13 protein-coding genes are annotated in these 18,212 nt (G+C 46.9%); all 13 read left to right on the top strand.

What is annotated here, in order from left to right; translation table 11 throughout:
- The first annotated feature begins 3 nt into the window (after positions 1-3).
- The 13 genes from tagF (at position 4) to ACWQXP_RS13595 (ending at position 18,204) form a co-directional block, all read left to right on the top strand.
- On the top strand, positions 4-990 hold the full coding sequence (gene tagF, locus ACWQXP_RS13655; RefSeq protein WP_454063427.1) for a type VI secretion system-associated protein TagF: 987 nt from the start codon (positions 4-6) through the stop codon (positions 988-990).
- A 14-nt stretch (positions 991-1,004) separates the two neighbouring features.
- Positions 1,005-1,820: a type VI secretion system accessory protein TagJ gene (locus tag ACWQXP_RS13650; RefSeq protein WP_454063426.1), complete on the top strand. Its 816-nt coding sequence runs from the start codon at positions 1,005-1,007 to the stop codon at positions 1,818-1,820.
- A 3-nt stretch (positions 1,821-1,823) separates the two neighbouring features.
- Positions 1,824-2,957: a type VI secretion system protein TssA gene (gene tssA, locus ACWQXP_RS13645; RefSeq protein WP_454063425.1), complete on the top strand. Its 1,134-nt coding sequence runs from the start codon at positions 1,824-1,826 to the stop codon at positions 2,955-2,957.
- A gap of 35 nt (positions 2,958-2,992) precedes the next feature.
- Positions 2,993-3,532 carry a type VI secretion system contractile sheath small subunit gene (tssB, locus tag ACWQXP_RS13640; RefSeq protein ID WP_454063424.1) on the top strand — a complete coding sequence of 180 codons (540 nt, stop codon included), beginning with the start codon at positions 2,993-2,995 and terminating at the stop codon, positions 3,530-3,532.
- A gap of 2 nt (positions 3,533-3,534) precedes the next feature.
- Positions 3,535-5,025, top strand: a complete 1,491-nt coding sequence (tssC, locus tag ACWQXP_RS13635) for a type VI secretion system contractile sheath large subunit (protein WP_454063423.1) — start codon at positions 3,535-3,537, stop codon at positions 5,023-5,025.
- 588 nt (positions 5,026-5,613) lie between these two features.
- Positions 5,614-6,066, top strand: a complete 453-nt coding sequence (locus tag ACWQXP_RS13630; RefSeq protein ID WP_454063422.1) for a type VI secretion system tube protein Hcp — start codon at positions 5,614-5,616, stop codon at positions 6,064-6,066.
- A 205-nt stretch (positions 6,067-6,271) separates the two neighbouring features.
- Positions 6,272-6,874: a hypothetical protein gene (locus ACWQXP_RS13625; protein ID WP_454063421.1), complete on the top strand. Its 603-nt coding sequence runs from the start codon at positions 6,272-6,274 to the stop codon at positions 6,872-6,874.
- Between the two features lie 828 nt (positions 6,875-7,702).
- Entirely contained in the window at positions 7,703-8,542 is an 840-nt protein-coding gene (tssE, locus tag ACWQXP_RS13620) for a type VI secretion system baseplate subunit TssE (protein WP_454063420.1), read from the top strand.
- Between the two features lie 105 nt (positions 8,543-8,647).
- Complete coding sequence (gene tssF, locus ACWQXP_RS13615; protein ID WP_454063419.1) at positions 8,648-10,483, top strand: type VI secretion system baseplate subunit TssF; 1,836 nt, start codon at positions 8,648-8,650, stop codon at positions 10,481-10,483.
- Positions 10,484-10,913: 430 nt separating this feature from the next.
- Complete coding sequence (gene tssG / locus ACWQXP_RS13610) at positions 10,914-11,978, top strand: type VI secretion system baseplate subunit TssG (protein ID WP_454063418.1); 1,065 nt, start codon at positions 10,914-10,916, stop codon at positions 11,976-11,978.
- Between the two features lie 279 nt (positions 11,979-12,257).
- Complete coding sequence (tssH, locus tag ACWQXP_RS13605; protein WP_454063417.1) at positions 12,258-15,020, top strand: type VI secretion system ATPase TssH; 2,763 nt, start codon at positions 12,258-12,260, stop codon at positions 15,018-15,020.
- Positions 15,021-15,124: 104 nt separating this feature from the next.
- Complete coding sequence (locus ACWQXP_RS13600) at positions 15,125-15,436, top strand: GIY-YIG nuclease family protein (protein WP_454063500.1); 312 nt, start codon at positions 15,125-15,127, stop codon at positions 15,434-15,436.
- 563 nt (positions 15,437-15,999) lie between these two features.
- Positions 16,000-18,204 (top strand): type VI secretion system Vgr family protein, encoded by a 2,205-nt coding sequence (locus ACWQXP_RS13595; RefSeq protein ID WP_454063416.1) that lies wholly within the window; start codon positions 16,000-16,002, stop codon positions 18,202-18,204.
- Positions 18,205-18,212: the final 8 nt, after the last annotated feature.

Genomic DNA, 18,212 nt, shown 5'->3' with positions numbered 1-18,212 from the left:
TTCATGAAGATCGGATGTTTTGGCAAGCTGCCCATTTCTCCTGAGTTCATTAAGGTGAATGCGTCAGGGAGTGCGCTGCAGGCCTTTGATCAGTGGTTGCAAGAGGGAATTCACTATGCTCGTACCAAACACAAAGGGTGGAGCGAGGATTTTCTGAAAATGGATACATGGAACTTTGTCTTCACTTCTCCAGATAATCAGGAACTTTTAATTGGTATCGTTTCGCCGAAACAGGATCGAGCTGGGCGCACTTTTCCGTTCTTGTTGTTCATCTGCACAGATAGAAGGGAATGGAGTAAACCCTTGTATTTAGTGCCGGCGATGTGTGCCGATTTTTTACAGCATGCTCGAGAGATGGCTGAAAGAGGATGGGAAAATTCAAATGTTCAAACATTTCGATCACAAATTCAAAATGTTGAATTTCCCGAATTGAAAGATCAGCAGGATGCATACGAGACATATCTTCAAAGTCACACTGTCCCTCAGTTCTTTGACGATATATTTGAACAGGATGCTGGAACGGGAAGGTCAAATATTCGCGAGGTTATGATGCAGCATCTGGTTTCGTTGCGTGATGACCAGGGGGCTTCAACAGACACAAGCATCAGAATTCCGCTTCGAACTAGAGAAACTCTTAGTGCATTTGATGTCGTATTTTGGATAGAAATCGTATCCAAACTATGGGATGAACAGGGAAATGGTTCAATGTATTTCTGGGTCCATCATCCAAAAGCCGACATGCCGTATCTCTTTGTCACGACTCAACCTGCCTCTCCAAAGATATTTCTGGGCCTCGTTCAGGCATCGCGTCACAGTCAGGATACGGCTATTCATGAAAATACCAATGATGACTCTCAACCTTTTCAACACAGCGACAGCCTTGATCATGTCACAGATGAACTTCCAGAGGCGGCACTCACAATGAATACATCATCGAAGATTTCACTCACAGAAATACGAAACGCTCTGAGTCGCGAGAGGACGGTGTGAATGGCAATGGGATTATGATGAAGACTAAGTCCTTACTTGATGAAGGAAAACTTACTGAGGCTCTTGCCGAGGTCAAGCAGGAAGTGAAAGCCCATCCGTCTGACGCCCAGTTACGAACCTTGTTGTTTGAATTACTGAGTTTGGTTGGGGACGGAGAAGGTGGGAAACGACAACTGGATGTCATTGCGCATCAAGACAGTTCTACTGCGCTGGCGATCGAGATTTATCAAAACGTTCTCAAAGGCGAAGAGAAGAGGCGACAGGTTTTTTACGCCGAAAAAGAGCCTGATTTTCTCTTTGAAAAACCGACATATGTCCAGTTTCATCTTGATGCGATGTCATCGTTGCGCATGGGTCATGTAGCGCAAGCCAAGAGCTTCCTGGAAGCGTCAGAGCAACAGCGACCACCTCTCACTGGTCATGCGGATGGCCGACCTTTCACTGAATTTCTGGACGCTGATGATCGGATTTCTCCCTTTCTGGAGGTCATCGTACAGGATTCGTATGCTTGGGTGCCTTTCGAACAAATCAAGCGCATAGTGATATCAGCTCCCAAATATCTTCGAGATCTCATTTGGCTTCATGCTGACATGGAAGGAGTCAATGGCCCGATCGGCCCGGCCTTCATCCCTGTCTTATACGTCAACTCGGCAAATTCTGATAATGATCAGGTTCGATTAGGAAGAATGACCCAATGGGAATCTCTCGAGGGAAGAGTGACGTTAGGGCTTGGACAACGTCTCTTTCTTATCGATGGTCAAGATCGCGGTATGCTTGAAGTTCACGAGGTTGAATTTGATAGTCAACCATTGTCGGAAGGGAACGAGTGACAAATGGCATCGCCGCCTACCATTGACGTTGAATCCTTGTTGATTCCTATTCCTGGCGAGAATCCGGCTGGCGCTGATGTGCGATACACGCGCTATGACATTATCAAAGAGGCTCGTCGTGCAGACGATGATTTGCCTCAAGGTGATTGGAAACCCAAAGGTGCGCCGAAGACTGCAGATTGGGGAAAAGTTATCGAAATTTCGACAGCAGTCCTATCCGCTGAAAGCAAAGATCTTCAAGTCGCCGTGTGGTTGCTCGAGGCATTAGTCAAACGCCATTACTTTGCTGGACTTCGCGACGGATTGAAATTAGTTCGAGAACTTCATGCACGATTTTGGGAATCTCTCTATCCAATCATAGAAGATGGAGATCGGGAATTTCGAGCTTCGCCGATCGAGTGGATGAATGAAAAAGAAAAATCGCCGTTTTTCCCCTCCACCGTCAAACTTATACCGATACTTCATTCCCCCGACGGAGAAATGTATTCATTTTATCATTGGGAGGAATCTCGAATCGTTGATAATTTAGGACGTCAAAGTCAAAAGGCGATGGCGGAGGCGGTTGCCGAAGGGAAGGTCACCAAAGAGCAGTTGGACAAGGCTGAAGTCGCCACGCCTCTCACACATTGCTTGGCGTTGTTGGAGGACGTGAATCAATGCGCGGATGAAATTCAAAGCTTGGACCAAGTGATACAGGAGAAATTTGGCGAGGACAGTCCAGATAGGCCTAGTATCAGAAATGTAAAGGAAGTCGTTGCCAATTGCCGTGTGTTTTTGGAGGAGACGATCCAAAAAAAAGGGGGGGCGGGCATGAGTAGTCCAGAAATAAAGGCTCCTCAGGAAGGTGATGTTCAACAGGTGTCTAAAAGCGTGAATCCTGGAATAAGCACGGGAATACAGCATTCTGGAGGTATTGAGCCTGCTGATCGACTTGATGCTCTTCGACGATTGGCTGCTGTTGCGACCTTTTTTAGGAGAACAGAACCACATAGCCCCGTCTCCTACTTAGTTCAACGTGCCACAAACTGGGGAGAAATGCCACTGGATGAATGGTTGAATGAAGTGATTAAAAGTAAAGATGTTCTTGGAAATGTTCGAGAAACCTTGGGACTGAAGGATGAGAAGCCCAAGTCATAATTAATTTTGGGAACAAATAAGAAAGGGGAAATCTTATGGGGAAGGAAAGTACACAACATAAGCTGGATCGAATTCGATCACCAAGAGTTCACATTACCTATGACGTCGAGACGGGAGGAGCCATACAAATGAAAGAGCTCCCCTTTGTCATGGGAGTGTTATCCGATCTTTCAGGCAAACCAGAAGACCCTCTCCCGAAATTAAAAGATCGAAAGTTTGTGGAAATTGACAGAGATAATTTCAACTCAGTGTTAAAAGGGATGAAGCCTCGTCTTGTCTACAATGTGGAGAACAAACTGAAGAATGATGATTCGAAGATGGGTGTTGAACTCCGATTTGATTCGATGGACGATTTTGAACCTGAACATGTGGTCAATCAAATTGAACCCCTCAAGCAACTTCTGGATGTGCGGCGGCAACTCTCTGAATTATTAGCCAAAACCGATGGAAACGATCGGCTCAGCGAACGGTTACAAGAAATCATTGGCAACACAGACAGTCTACAACAAGTGGCCAAAGATGCTGGCGTTGAATCCCCTGGTGCTGAAGGGGCAGAACCGGCGAAGGAGGGATGAAGATGGCTGACAAAGTTCAAGAAGCACAAGGGGAAACAGCAGAGACCACGCAGGAAGAAAAAAGTCTGCTCGATCAAATTATTGATGATGGGCGAATAGGTCGAGACCAAGAGCAACGAGATGCTTCCAAGAAACAGATCGGAACGCTCATCGAAGAAGTGATGAAGGGAACATTGACGGTCTCGAAGGATGTGGAGGCAACGATTAGTGCTCGTATTGCGGATATCGATGAGCTGCTCTCCCGCCAGCTCAATGCCGTCATGCATGCCCCAGAGTTTCAAAAGTTAGAAGGGTCATGGCGTGGCCTACACTATCTCGTCCAACAGTCAGAAACGAGCACGATGCTCAAGCTTCGAGTGATGAACACGTCGAAACAGGATCTCCTGAAGGATCTTCAAAAAGCATCGGAATTTGACCAAAGTGCGTTGTTTAAAAAAATCTATGAAGAAGAATACGGCACATTTGGAGGAGCTCCATTTGGTGCCATGATTGGGGACTACGAATTTGGGCGAGGCCCACAAGACATGGAGCTGCTCGAGAAAATTTCCAATGTCGCTGCAGCCGCGCATGCCCCTTTCCTCTCTGCGGCAGACCCGCATATGTTCAATTTAGATTCGTATACGGATATTCCCAATCCACGAGATATGGCCAAAATTTTTGAGAGTGTGGAGTATGTCAAATGGAAGTCTTTTAGAGAATCTGAAGATTCTCGCTTTGTCGGCTTGACCCTGCCTCACATTCTCATGCGATTGCCGTATGGACAAGAAACGGTGCCGGTGGAAGCCTTCAATTTTAAAGAGGATGTGGATGGGAAAGACCACAAAAAGTATTTATGGGGAAATGCGGCCTATGCTATGGGTGCTCGTCTAACCAATGCGTTTGCCAAGTATGGCTGGTGTGCCGCGATTCGAGGTGTTGAGGGTGGGGGGCTTGTCGAAGGCTTACCGACTCACACGTTTAATACGGATGACGGCGAAATTGCCCTGAAGTGTCCCACAGAGATAGCCATTACCGATCGACGCGAAAAAGAATTGGCTGATCTTGGGTTTATTCCGTTGATCCATTGTAAAGGCACTGATTATGCGGCCTTCTTTGGAGCACAATCGGCACAAAAGGCGGTGAAATACGATACGGATGCAGCCAATGCCAATGCTCGCTTATCAACGCAGTTGCAATATCTCATGGCGACCTCACGGTTTGCTCATTATCTAAAATCTATTATGCGGGATAAAATCGGTAGTTTTATGACCAGAAAAAATTGTGAGGACTATTTGAATCGCTGGATTAAAAATTATGTGGTGAGCACGGAAGAGGCTGGGCAAGATGTGAAGGCGAAATATCCCTTAAAAGAAGCACGAATTGATGTGAGTGAGATGCCAGGGAAACCAGGATGCTACAGAGCCGTAGCCTTCTTGAAACCGCACTTCCAGTTGGATGAACTGACGGTGTCACTGCGGCTAGTGGCCGAGCTGCCACCGCCGGCTAAGGGATAACGACCTCGTTGATATTCATTTATCCTGAGTTCTTCGACGGGGCTCAGAACGAAACTGCCGAAGAGTCTTGAAGCATGGTGATCCTTCGACAGGCTCAGGATGAATCGATTGGTCATTCATGATGAGTCCGTCGAACTATCAAAGTGAGTCGTTCAACGTAGCACTTTTCGCCCTGAGCCTGTCGAAGGGTCGAAGCATGCAGATCGATTTGTTTGTTGTTTAAGTAGACACGTGACTCACTTGTTTATCTCGTCTCTAAGAGAGAGAAAGTCCATATAGATTTATGCCGTGGAGTACTGATGAATCTTTGAAATCTACAGAAAGATTTCAAAGATTTTGAACGCTAGACGACAAAATGATCTAAACAGTCGTTCTTTGATTGAGTCAATATACTTTCTAGAAAATAGAGTGTACTCAGGTGGTTACGCCACATTCAAAATCCAAGACGGGCTCTTTCTTACCTTGGCATCGCTTTTGCTCAATCATCAAGCAGTAGCAAGCGGTTAGAAGAGAATAGGCTATTTAATAGAGCGGATTCTCGTCTAGAATAAATTTTATTCTTAAACATTTGTTTAGGAGGAACGAATCATGGCAATCGAACAAAATGGCTTTCTGGACATCGGAGGCGGCGCCATCAAAGGGAACGCGACGGTAGATGGGTATACAGACCAAATCGTGGTGCAGGCGGTCTCGTATGGCGTGTCGCAAGCCGGCGAATGGGAAGAAGGCGAACAAATCACCGGGCGGGTGACCATGTTTGGCGATCTCAATATTAGCAAGGTCATGGATAACGGCAGTCCAGCCTTGGCGCATGCCTGTGCGAATAAGACGCAGTACGACAAGGTGGAGTTAAACCTGGTGGCGGGCTCAGAAGCCTATCTGACAATCACGTGTGAAAAAGTGATCATCACGAACGTGCAGGTGGGGTATACGACGGGAGATACTCGGCCCAATGAGAATATCTGTCTCAGCTATCGAAAAGCCACCTGGCGCTACGGCACCGCGACCACGTCCTATAATCTGGAGGCCGCGACCGATTAATGAGTAGGAAAAGAAGCTCCCTCTCATCCCCGCTCATCCAGGGTGCGAGGGCCCCTGGGAAGTCAAGGAAGCATGGACGGTTTATGTCCCAGTCCTATACGGAATGAGCGAAGAATCGGAAGTGCTAGATCGACTATTAATTGAATAGATGATCGCTAGTCCATCCTAGTCAACAAGAATGTTTTCAATGTTGGAGTGTACAATAGTGGATAAATCTGAACTTTTGTCTAAACTTTCTAAACTTCCCGCGAAGACTGATCGAAAACTGATGTCCTCAACGATCGCTGGGTTGAAGGCGGAACAGGCTGGCGGCGGCTTCGCGATGACGGGCGATCCGTTGCAACTAATCGAAGGGAAACGAGTGCGTAGCTGGATCAAAGGGCCTCACTACGTTCAGATTCCTGATCCAGATGTGAACCTATTAAAAACGAATGTCGTAAGACGCAAGCTGCTTTCCTTCAATCCAAAGAACGAAAAATTTCGAAAATCGGTAAATAAGGATCTTTCGGGTGGAGAGAGCTATCCGATCCTTACTACCTTTTTGGGTATCAGTGTTGGGTTTGTCAGTGGTGGAGCCGGACTCGTTTGGACTGGTATCACCACAGCCGTTTCCTTAGCGAATGATCCGCAACCAGTCCGCGTTCGGGATGGTGACGAAGTTCATCAAATTGAAATCGTGGGTGTTCGTAACGGAAAAATTGAACATCTTGAATGGCTGATTCTTATCGATCCGTTTCGAGTAAAAGCCAATCGTAACATTAAGCAATGGATCATTCACGATGAACGTCGCGAAGTACACCTCGAATGATATCTGTATAAGTACGAAGGCTACAGTAAAAATGGCGTTGAGTTGTTGAGCGTTTATTAATGAAACAGTGAGCCTGACAGAATATCGCCCTTGCCTTCGATGATCTTATGGGTACGTGGTGGGAAAAGCCCTAAGATGTTTCAATCAATTTCCAACCTTGTGTGGCATCGCGCTCTTTTTCAGGTCAATTCAATTAGTGATTTTTTGATTTCGATATCGTCATATTCATTGGGTTCTCATTAAAAACCTGTTGTCTATAAGAATCAGAGTTTTTATCCATTTAGATACACCCTGTATCTGAATGGATACGTTTCATGAGAGTTCAAGAAGCCGATTACTCATCCCTTCCCCAAGTCAACATTTCATAACCACTGTTATCCTTGCCTGAATTATTCCAGTACAAAGTAGGGTGCATTGGCTTCGCTTTTGCACTGCTCTTGATTCGGGAGGGACAAGGCTGAGGCAAAGAGTCTTCTTAAATGAAGCGATAGTGAGATGCCCTGACGGACTCACAACACGCTTCGACTCTTCAAATAACTCATAGTGCAGCATGCATTGGCTTTCAGCTTCTTAACGAATCATCCTGAGCCCGTCGAAGGATCACCCATGATTCTGATGTCGGGTGGCCGAGCTGACGGACAAAGTGCTCAAAGCTGCGAAGCCTTTTTGTTCACCCTTTTCCTCCCACTATTCAAGAATGGACTGTTGTTCTTGGCAATTCTTATGAAGATTGAGGCAAAACCGTAAATAATAGTGATGCTGAGATCTTCAATAGAACAGGTGAAAGGATCGATTGACCAAAGGAATAATGGAAGAGCACGTTTCGTTATGGCCATCATAGATTCCACGTCTACCTTATCCCCTTCACTGTTGGATCGTTTAATAGACGATGATCCTCGTATTAATTCTCCCCTCTTTACATTGTTTGATCTCGTTAACCCTGGCGGATTGGCGTTGAAATTGCGAGAAGCTCAAGACTCTGTATCGGCTCATATTCGAGAGCAGATGAATTCTGAAATTCAACGAAGTTTGGAGAACCTGAATAGCGGGGCTCCTGTCCCTGGCCTTCTGCAAGAAGGCATTGTTGAGGGGCTCAACAAGCTAGTCGATGGAGAATGCCTCTATGAACCAGAACGATTTCGAGAAGTTTCATTGGCCGAAGCGACGATTCGGTTGATTCAGGAAAAACCTGATGGTCGGGGACTCATGTTTCTTAATCGCTATCTATTGGAAGATGTCTATCCTCGATATTTACGGACCCGACGGGTACAGGAGACATCGTATACGATTCGAGAGTTCAAGCAGTCAGTGTCACGCGATATTGAATCATTATTGAACTCCAGACGAGAACTTCTGGAAGAATTACCTGCTGCCTTTAAAGAGCTTGATGGATCGCTATTGTACTACGGTCTTCCCGACTTTACGGCCATGAGCCTCATGAGTCACAAAGATCGAAAAAAGATTCGCAGAGTTATTCAGCACACGATCGTCACGTTCGAACCAAGACTCAAATCTGTGGAGGTTACAGTTCTGGATCCGACAGGCCTGGATCAATCTTTGCACTTTCGCATTGACGCGCTGTTGCAAGTTGAACCAGATCCTGAAGCTGTGACGTTTGATGCAGTATTGCAATTAAGTACCGCCACATATGATGTGCAGAGCAACTAGCGTGGAGTACGGCAAATTTTATGCAAATAGGATATGACGACTCACTGACGATCGAGTAGGAAGGCTAGATATACAACTACGGCAGTTTCACGAAGTTTTTATATTATGCAAGATAACCTTCTCAATTACTACGAACGTGAACTCAGCTTTTTTAGGAAAATGGGGCAGGAATTTGCGCAGGAATATCCTAAAGTTGCTGGGCGATTGGGACTTGAAACCGGTAAGTGTGAAGATCCACATGTGGAACGTCTCATCCAAGCCTTTGCCTTTCTGACAGCACGGATTCATCATAAAATCGATGATGAATTTCCTGAAATTACGGATGCCTTGTTGAGCATCTTATATCCGCATTATTTGGCCCCAATCCCTTCAATGTCGGTTGTCCAGTTTGTTCCTGATCCGATGCAAGGAAAATTAACTTCCGGCTACACGATTAAGCGGGGAGCGATGTTGTATTCTCGTCCCGTGGGTGGAACGCAATGCCGTTTTCGTACGTGTTACCCCACCACGCTTTGGCCTATCGAAGTTACAGATGTCCGGTTTGAACCACCTGACCGAACTCCGCTCGGGGTAAAGGCTGAAACGACTCTTCGTATGGTGTTGAAGGGTCAGGGAGGGGTGAGTTTTAGTGACTTGCCACTTGATCGGCTCCGTTTCTATCTACATGGTGAGCCCCATATCACGCATCATGTCTATGAGTTATTGCTGAACAATACATTATTGCTCAACAAAGAATGCGGTATTCGAGTGCAGGGAGCTCAAGGGGGCCCCAAGACGAAGGCAATCGAACTATCGTCAAATAGTCTTCGGCCTGTGGGGTTTGGCCCGGATGAGGGACTGTTACCCTATCTGTCCCGTTCCTTTATGGGCTATCGACTTCTTCAAGAATACTTCACATTTCCTCAGAAATTTCTGTTCTTTGATCTCTGCGAACTCGAACGAGTCACCGCAGCCGGATTTGGGGATACGATCGAAGTCTTAATCTTCATGGATCAAGCTCCGGAAATCGGACAGGCTATTGATCCCGGACTCTTTCGATTGGGATGTGCCCCAATCGTCAATCTATTTGAGCAAGTAGCAGAACCGATTCGAGTTGATCAGACACAATTTGAATACCGTGTCATTCCAGATGTTCGTCGACAGAAAGCCATGGAAGTCTACTCAATCGATTCGGTGACCTGTACGTCACCACATCGGGAATCCGTCCAAACTGTCTTGCCGTTTTATTCTGTGAAGCATGCGGAAACGGAAGCTCCACAAGAAGTGTATTGGTATGGCAAAAGAAGCCCATCTGAAAAAAAAGGTGATGATGGAAGTGAGATGTACATCTCATTAGTCGATTTGAAATTTAATCCAAAGTTGCCAGCTACCGATACGCTGACTCTGCATATTACGGGGACGAACCGTGATCTGCCTGGAAAATTACCTCCGATGAGTGAGGAGGGAGGCTACTTTGAGCTCGAAGATGCAGCCCCACTGTCTCGAATCCGGTATTTAGTGAAGCCCACGAAGTCGGTTCGTCCATCTTGGGGTGGCGCCAATCAATGGCGGCTGATCTCGCATCTTTCCCTCAATTATTTATCGCTAGGGCAAGGGGGACAGGATGCTTTACAAGAAATCTTAAAACTGTACGATTATGGGGGCTCTCCCGCCGTTCGGCAACAAATTGCTGGAATCGTGAACGTGACAAGTCGACGAGTCGTACGACGGCCCTCGTCCATGGACTGGAACGGATTCTGTCGTGGGCTCGAAGTCAGTATGAAATTTGATGAGGATAAATTTGTTGGAAGCGGAGTCTTTCTGTTTGCCTCGGTTTTAGAAAAGTTTTTAGGTCTTTATACCTCCATTAATTCGTTTGTTGAATTGGTGGCCTACACGACACAACGAGAGAGGGCATTACGACGTTGGCCACCAAGAGCAGGAGAGCAGACTTTATTGTGATGGTTCACCCTTCGACGGGCTCAGGGTGAACCATGATTGGTTCGACCCTTCGACCAGCTCAGGGATAGCTACGATAGTTCGACGAGCTCACTATGAAATTTAACTAGTCATCCTGAGCTCGTCGAAGGATCAGCATGAATGGATTCGACTCGAACATTGTGAGCTCTTCGACAAGTGCATTCCGAGCGCAGTCGAGGAACTCAGAACAGGCTTGCCGAACAACTCAGCATGAATGGTTCGACGGGCTCACCATGAATTTTTCGACGGGCTCACCATGAATTTTTCGACGGGCTCACCATGAATTTTTCGACGGGCTCAGCATGAAAAGTAAGCAATCATGGTTCACTTTGGCAACGCTTTTCAAGGAACTTCGGAAAAGTGACGTTAGGAAAAGGGTAAGGTCCTACTAAGAGAAGAGAGTTGAACGCATATGCCGGATAAAACAATTCAAGAACAGTTAATGGAAGAAGGATATCGGTTCAACTTTTTCCAAGCTATTCGCGTTTTGGAATGGCTGAATCCAGAGCGTGACCCAGTAGGGAGGGAAGCTTCTCCTGGCCGAGAAGTCGTTCGTTTCCATTCTCTTCCGTCCCTGAGTTTTCCTCCAAGCCCAATTTATGAGGTGAAAGCTGGAGAAAGGCCAGACGAACCTCTTCATATGACCGTGGCCTTCATGGGGCTGACAGGACCTCAAGGGGTTCTTCCCCGACACTACACCGAAATGGTCTTGGATCGTCTGAGAGAAAGAGATCGAACACTCTTAGAATTTTTCGATTTGTTTACCCATCGATTTGTCTCTCTCTTTTATCGCGCTTGGGAAAAACATTATGTCCCCAATTTGTATGAGCGGGCGGTGGGAAGGCAAAAAGGCAACGATCCTATTTCAGCATCGCTTATGGCGTTGATGGGGATGGGGACCAAAGGACTGAAAGAAAACCTGGGTTTCCATGATTCGACACTTTTGGGATATGTCGGCTTGCTGGGGCAACGTCCTCGTTCTGCCACCTCTCTCCAACAGATGTTACAGGATTACTTTCAACTCCCGGTGATGGTGAAACAATTCATTGGTGAATGGCTCAACCTCTCGGGGGAGGATCAAACAAAACTCTCGTCAAGAGAAATGAATAATGTTCTGGGAGAAACGGCGGTTGCTGGCACGCATATCTGGGATCAGCAAGCTCGGTTCCATCTTAATATAGGGCCGTTAAACTTGGCTGACTTTACGAAGATGGTCCCATCCGGAAAGATGTATAAGGCGTTGGTGCAGCTGACTAGATTTTTTGCAGGGCAGGATCTCAATTTCGACGTACGACTCATTTTGAAAGCTGAAGAGGTACCCGCTTGTAAGTTGAAAGAGACGGAGATCTTTGCTCCTCGATTAGGGTGGACGACGTGGCTCAAGTGTCAGGAGTTTACACAGGATGTCGATGACGTCGTCTTTTCTGGTGAAGCGGACTGGCAGGCTCCGAGTGTGAGAAGGGTTTCGGTGGCATGATGGTTCGACGCGCTCACCATGATTACAACTGGATTCATCCTGAGCCCTGTAGAAGAACTCTGTGTAAGGTGATGGTTCGCCCTTTGACGAGCTCAGGGTGAACCAAATTAGGATTATCCTGCGCTCTGAGTCCTGAGTTCATCGAAGAGTCGAAGAACTTCGGCCAGGCACTTAAAAAACATAGTGTAAGGTGATGGTTCGACGCGCTCACCATGAAAGTCTTTAAGATCATCCTGAGCCTGTCGAAGGATACAGTCCTCCTAATGGGATGGTGATGCTATGAGCGTAAGTATGAAATCATTATTGAGCCGCCTTAACGAAACATGTCGGGCGTCTTTGGAAGGGGCCTTGGGCCTGTGTCTCAGCCGGACTCACTATGAAGTCGAGGTTGAGCATCTCCTTCTCAAACTGTTGGAAACACCGAGCACAGACCTTGACCATATCTTGCGACACTTTGAGATAAATAGCTCACGAGCAAATAAGGCTCTCACGCAAGCCCTTGACCGATTCAAGACGGGGAATGGCCGTAATCCTGTCATCTCGTCACAATTAATCAAGATGGTTCAAGAAGGGTGGCTGTTTGGGTCGCTCGAATATGGCTCCGCCAAAATCCGATCAGGACATTTGGTGATTGGTCTTCTCAGTAATGAGGATCTGGCTCGCATGGTTCAGGATATATCTCCCGATTTTTCATCGATCTCTGTGGACGCTTTAGTGAAAAAATTTCAAACCATCACAGATGGTTCGGTTGAAGAAAAAGCAGCGGTGGGGTTGGGAGAAAAACCGGCGATGGATTCTTCAGGATCTCCTGTCGCCAATAAGACTCAGGCCTTAGATCAATATACCGTGGATCTCACAGCCAAAGCTCGCGAAGGGCACATCGATCCGGTATTGGGGCGAGACTTTGAGATTCGTCAAATCGTCGATATCCTCACGAGACGACGTCAAAACAATCCGATCATGACTGGGGAAGCCGGGGTAGGAAAAACCGCCGTGGTTGAAGGGTTTGCACTTCGGATTGCGCAAGGCGATGTGCCAGGTCCGTTGAAAAATGTTGTCGTAAAAACCTTGGACCTCGGGTTACTGCAAGCGGGGGCGGGAATAAAAGGCGAATTCGAAAGCCGATTAAAAACGCTCATTGAAGAAGTCAAAGGGTCGCCACAACCTATTATCCTGTTTATTGACGAAGCCCATACAATGATTGGAGCCGGAGGACAAGCTGGACAAGGCGATGCTGCGAACTTATTAAAGCCGGCTCTGGCTCGCGGGGAACTACGGACCATTGCGGCTACCACATGGGCTGAATATAAAAAATATTTTGAAAAAGATCCGGCACTCACGCGGCGCTTTCAAGTGGTGAAAGTGGAAGAACCGTCTGAAGAGCAAGCGATCATCATGATGCGTGCGCTCACGGAAACATTAGAAAATCATCATAAGGTTCGTATTCTCGATGAAGCGATTGAAGATGCCGTCAAACTTTCTCACCGTTATATCACGGGTCGTCAACTGCCGGACAAATGCGTCAGTGTGTTAGACACGGCCTGTGCCCGCGTGGCGATTGGTCAAGCTGCGACACCGGGGCCAATAGAAGATGCCAATCGACGTATCAATCAGCTTGGCGTAGAAATCAATGTGTTAGAGCGTGAAGCGGTTATCGGTGCCGATCATCGGGATCGGATCGAAGAACGAAAAACGGATAGAGCCCAAGAAGAGGAGAGATTGACTCAGCTTCAAACTCAATGGGAGCGGGAACAGGAACTGATTGGAAACATCCGTGACATTCGAACCACACTGGAAGCGCAGGCCTTGGGTTCAAAGAAAAAAGACGAGAGCAGTGACAACGTTGAAACAAACATCTCAGAACCGCCACAGATCAATGTAGAGGCTTTGAGAGCAGAACTGTCGAAACTCAACGATGAGTTGGTCGCCATCCAAGGCGAAACTCCATTAATGCAGGCCTGTGTGACATCTCAGACCATTGGAGAAGTGATTTCTGGGTGGACTGGAATTCCCGTAGGGAAAATGCTGACCGACGAAATCAATACAGTCTTAACATTGAAGGATAAACTGGAACAACGAGTCATTGGACAGTCTCATGCATTGGAGGCTATCAGCCAACGCATTCAAACGGCCAGAGCAGATCTGACTGACCCACGGCGTCCAGTTGGGGTGTTTCTGCTTGTTGGACCCAGTGGGGTCGGCAAGACTGAGACGGCCTTGACGTTGGCAGACATGCTCTATGGGGGAGAGCGAAACGTCGTCATGATTAATATGAGTGAGTATCAAGAAGCTCATACCGTTTCGTCTCTCAAAGGTTCACCTCCCGGCTATGTGGGATATGGGGAAGGGGGTGTCCTGACGGAAGCCGTCAGGCGAAAACCATACTCCGTTGTATTGCTGGATGAAGTGGAGAAAGCCCACCCTGATGTGATGGAGTTGTTCTATCAAGTCTTTGATAAAGGCATGCTTGAAGATGGAGAAGGGCGGGAAATTGATTTTAAAAATACCGTGATCTTGCTGACGTCGAATACGGCAACCGATACCATCATGAAACTTTGTGCAGATCCAGATACGAAGCCTGAACCGGAAGGGTTGGTTGAAGCCATTCGGCCGGAGTTGATCAAAGTGTTTAAGCCTGCGTTGCTGGGCCGTATGATTGTGGTCCCATACTATCCGATCTCAGATGACATCATGCGGGAAATTATCAAACTTCAACTGGGTCGAATTGAAACACGGTTGGCTGATAATCATGGAGCCAAGTTTACTTATGATGAATCGGTAAGGAACGAAATTGCCAGTCGGTGTACCGAAGTCGAAAGTGGAGCGCGAAATGTCGACCACATTCTCACTCGAACGCTCCTTCCAGAAATGTCTGGTGAGTTTTTATCACGGATGAGTTCCGGAGAACCGATTTCGCGAGTGCATGTGACGGTCGAGGGTGGGCAGTTTCAGTATAAGTTTTCTAATAAGGAACCAACGAAAGAGTCAAAGCTGAAGATTAGTATTGAACCTTCAGAAAAACCAAGTGTCGCTGCCACTTGATTTACGGTTCGCCCTTCGACGGGCTCAGGGTGATTTTCCCAATTTAATCATCATGCTGAGCGTCTCGAAGCATGCAACAATATTGAAATGAATGAAATGTGCCAATGCCCTACTGGGTCTACATTCTCAAATGCTCAGACGGCTCATATTACACAGGACACACAAACGATCTAGAAAAACGTGTTGCAGAACATCAAGGTGGTGAAATACCAGGCTACACATCCAAACGACGACCATTGAAGTTAGTATTTTGTGAAGAAATGAAGTCAAGGCAAGACGTCTTTGCAAGAGAACGACAAATCAAAGGATGGAGTCGAAAGAAAAAGGAAGCGCTGATAAAGGGAGATTGGAACGAATTGTCTAAGTTGTCGAGAGGAAAGAAGAATATAGGTGATCCTTCGACTGGCTCAGGATGAATGATAAATGAGTTCGATGCGCTCAGGTTGAACCATGATGATTAATACATCATCCTGAGCTCTGTGTCCTGAGGTCATCGAAGGATCGAAGAGTTGAAGGATCGAAGGGCATTAATTAAAGGAGAAGTTTCAAAACTTTAAACCAGTTTTAAAAATTAAAAGAGAGATGAGAGTGAGTGAAGGTCATGAGCGAGGTATGGGGATGAAAAAATACGGCCTGAAGCCTACTTCCTCGCGGCCTTACCTCAGTTAATGCCTCACTCTCTAATAGTCATCCTGAGTTCTTCGACAGGTACATCGTAAGCGAAGCCGAACGGCTCAGAATGCACCCAGTCGAAGGGTCGAAGTATCATCCTGAGCGAGTTGAAGTATCATCCTGAGCTTGTCGAAGGATGGCATCTTCCTTGCCTTAATAATTTATGAGTCCCAAAAATAGAATGCATGATTTAGCAAGGAAATGGTTCGACCCTTCGGCCAGTTCAGGGCTCACCATGAATGTAAATAGGATTCATCCTGAGCTTGTCGAAGGATCACCGTAAAAAAACTCAAGGCTAGGTGTCCATATGCCATTCACACAAACTGGTCGACTTCTCAGAATCGACACACCGTTGGGTCAAGATGTTCTCCTCCTTCAAGGCTTCACCGGGCAGGAGGGGATTTCCCAAATGCCCCGATTTGAATTGGATCTGTTCACCGAAGGCCCACCGATTGACTTTAATGCCATTGTCGGAGAAAACGTCACGATTCGAGTCGAACTCATCGATGAGAAGGAACGGTTTTTCAATGGATTTATCAGCCGGTTTGCCCAGACCGGGAGTGAAACCGGCATCATTCATTACCGAGCGGAGATGGTGCCGTGGATCTGGTTTTTGACCAGGACGTCCGATTGCCGTATGTTTCAAAACAAAACGATTCCCGACATCATAGAACAAATTTTTAACGATCTTGGATTTACTGATTATAAGTTGAAACTCCAGAGTACCTATCAACCACGAGAATATTGTGTTCAGTATCGAGAGACAGATTACAATTTTGTAGCCCGTTTAATGGAACAGTACGGGATCTATTATTTCTTCGAGCATGAAGAAACCAAGCATACGCTCGTATTGGCTGATGCCCCAGATGCCCATCCGGAAATTCCCACCCAACCCAAAGTGAATTGGGAACCCAAAGGGAGCGGTCTCCAAGAAGAAGATGTGATTACGAGCTTAGAATTTGAAAAAGAACTACGGCCTGGAAAATTCTCCCATACCGATTACAACTTCAAAACACCCAGTACCAGCCTTGTGGCGGAAGAACCCAGCGTGATCGATATTGGAGAAAATGGCAAGTACGAAATCTATGACTATCCCGGTGAATATCCTAAAAAAGCAGATGGTGCGGCCTTAGCGAAAGTCCGGATGCAGGAAGAAGAAGCCCAGCACTACCTTATTAGTGGAAGTAGCACATGTCGAGCCTTTACCTCTGGATATACATTTGATCTGCTTGACTATAAACCCGACGACCTGAACCAAGCCTATCTCCTTACCGAGGTGCAACACGTTGGGTCCATGGGAGATGCCTATTCTCCCGGTGGAGCTGCTGGAGGGGAAGAAGCCTATTCCAACACCATTACCTGTATCCCTCATTCGGTGCCCTTCCGACCACCTCAAGTGACGCCGAAGCCGGTGGTACAAGGTCCTCAAACGGCAGTGATTGTCGGACCATCTGGTGAAGAAATTTGGTGCGATGAGTTTGGTCGCGTCAAAGTCCAATTTCATTGGGATCGTGAAGGTCAAAATGATGAAAACAGCTCTTGTTGGGTGAGAGTGTCACAACTTTGGGCAGGTAAAGGTTGGGGGGCGATGAATATCCCGCGTATTGGCCAGGAAGTCATCGTGGAATTCTTGGAGGGAGACCCAGATCGCCCGATCATTACCGGTCGGGTGTATAACGCCGAGCAGACGGTTCCCTATGCGCTTCCTGCCGACCAAACCAAGAGTACCATCAAGTCGAACAGTTCCAAAGGCGGCGGCAATTCCAACGAATTACGTTTTGAGGATAAAGCGGGATCTGAAGAAGTCTATCTTCATGGCGCCAAAGACTGGACCATTGCCATCGACAACGACAAGAACCAAACGGTTGGCCATGATGAAACGCAAGCCATAGGAAATGATCGTACGAGATCAGTCGGCAACAACGAAGTCATTGCGATCACAACCAATCGCACCAAAACCGTCGGGGTCAATCAAAGTGAAACTGTAGGGGCCAATAAAACGATTGGTGTCGGTGGGGATCACTCTGAAACCATCGGGGGTAACGAGACAGTTACGGTTGGGATTGCGGCAGCTCACACGATTGCTGCAGCCAAAGCTCTGACCATTGGCGCTGCCTATCAAGTCACTGTAGGAGCGGCAATGAACGAAACAGTTGGTGGGTTGAAGGCTGAAGAAATAGGCGGTGCCAAAACCGTCGTCGTTGGAGCCTTAAGCAGTGAAAATATTGCGGCCAATAAATCCGTCGATGCAGGCGGCAGTATTTCCGAGACTGCAGGAAAAAATGTAAGTGTGAATGCTGGAGATAATATCACTGAGAGTGCCGGGAAGGATGTGAGTGTTACCGCAGGGAAAAACATGATCCTTTCTGCGGGTGATGATGTGACCATCAAAAATGGTAAAGCCTCGATCACGCTCAAGAAGAATGGCGATATTATCATTGATGGAAAGAAAATTTCGATTAAGGCTTCTGGCGACATCGTGATGAAGGGCAGCAAGATTTTGCAAAACTAGGAGGGATC

The sequence above is a fragment of the Candidatus Nitrospira salsa genome (genome assembly GCF_965152625.1).
This window is presented reverse-complemented; position numbering and strand designations above follow the sequence as displayed.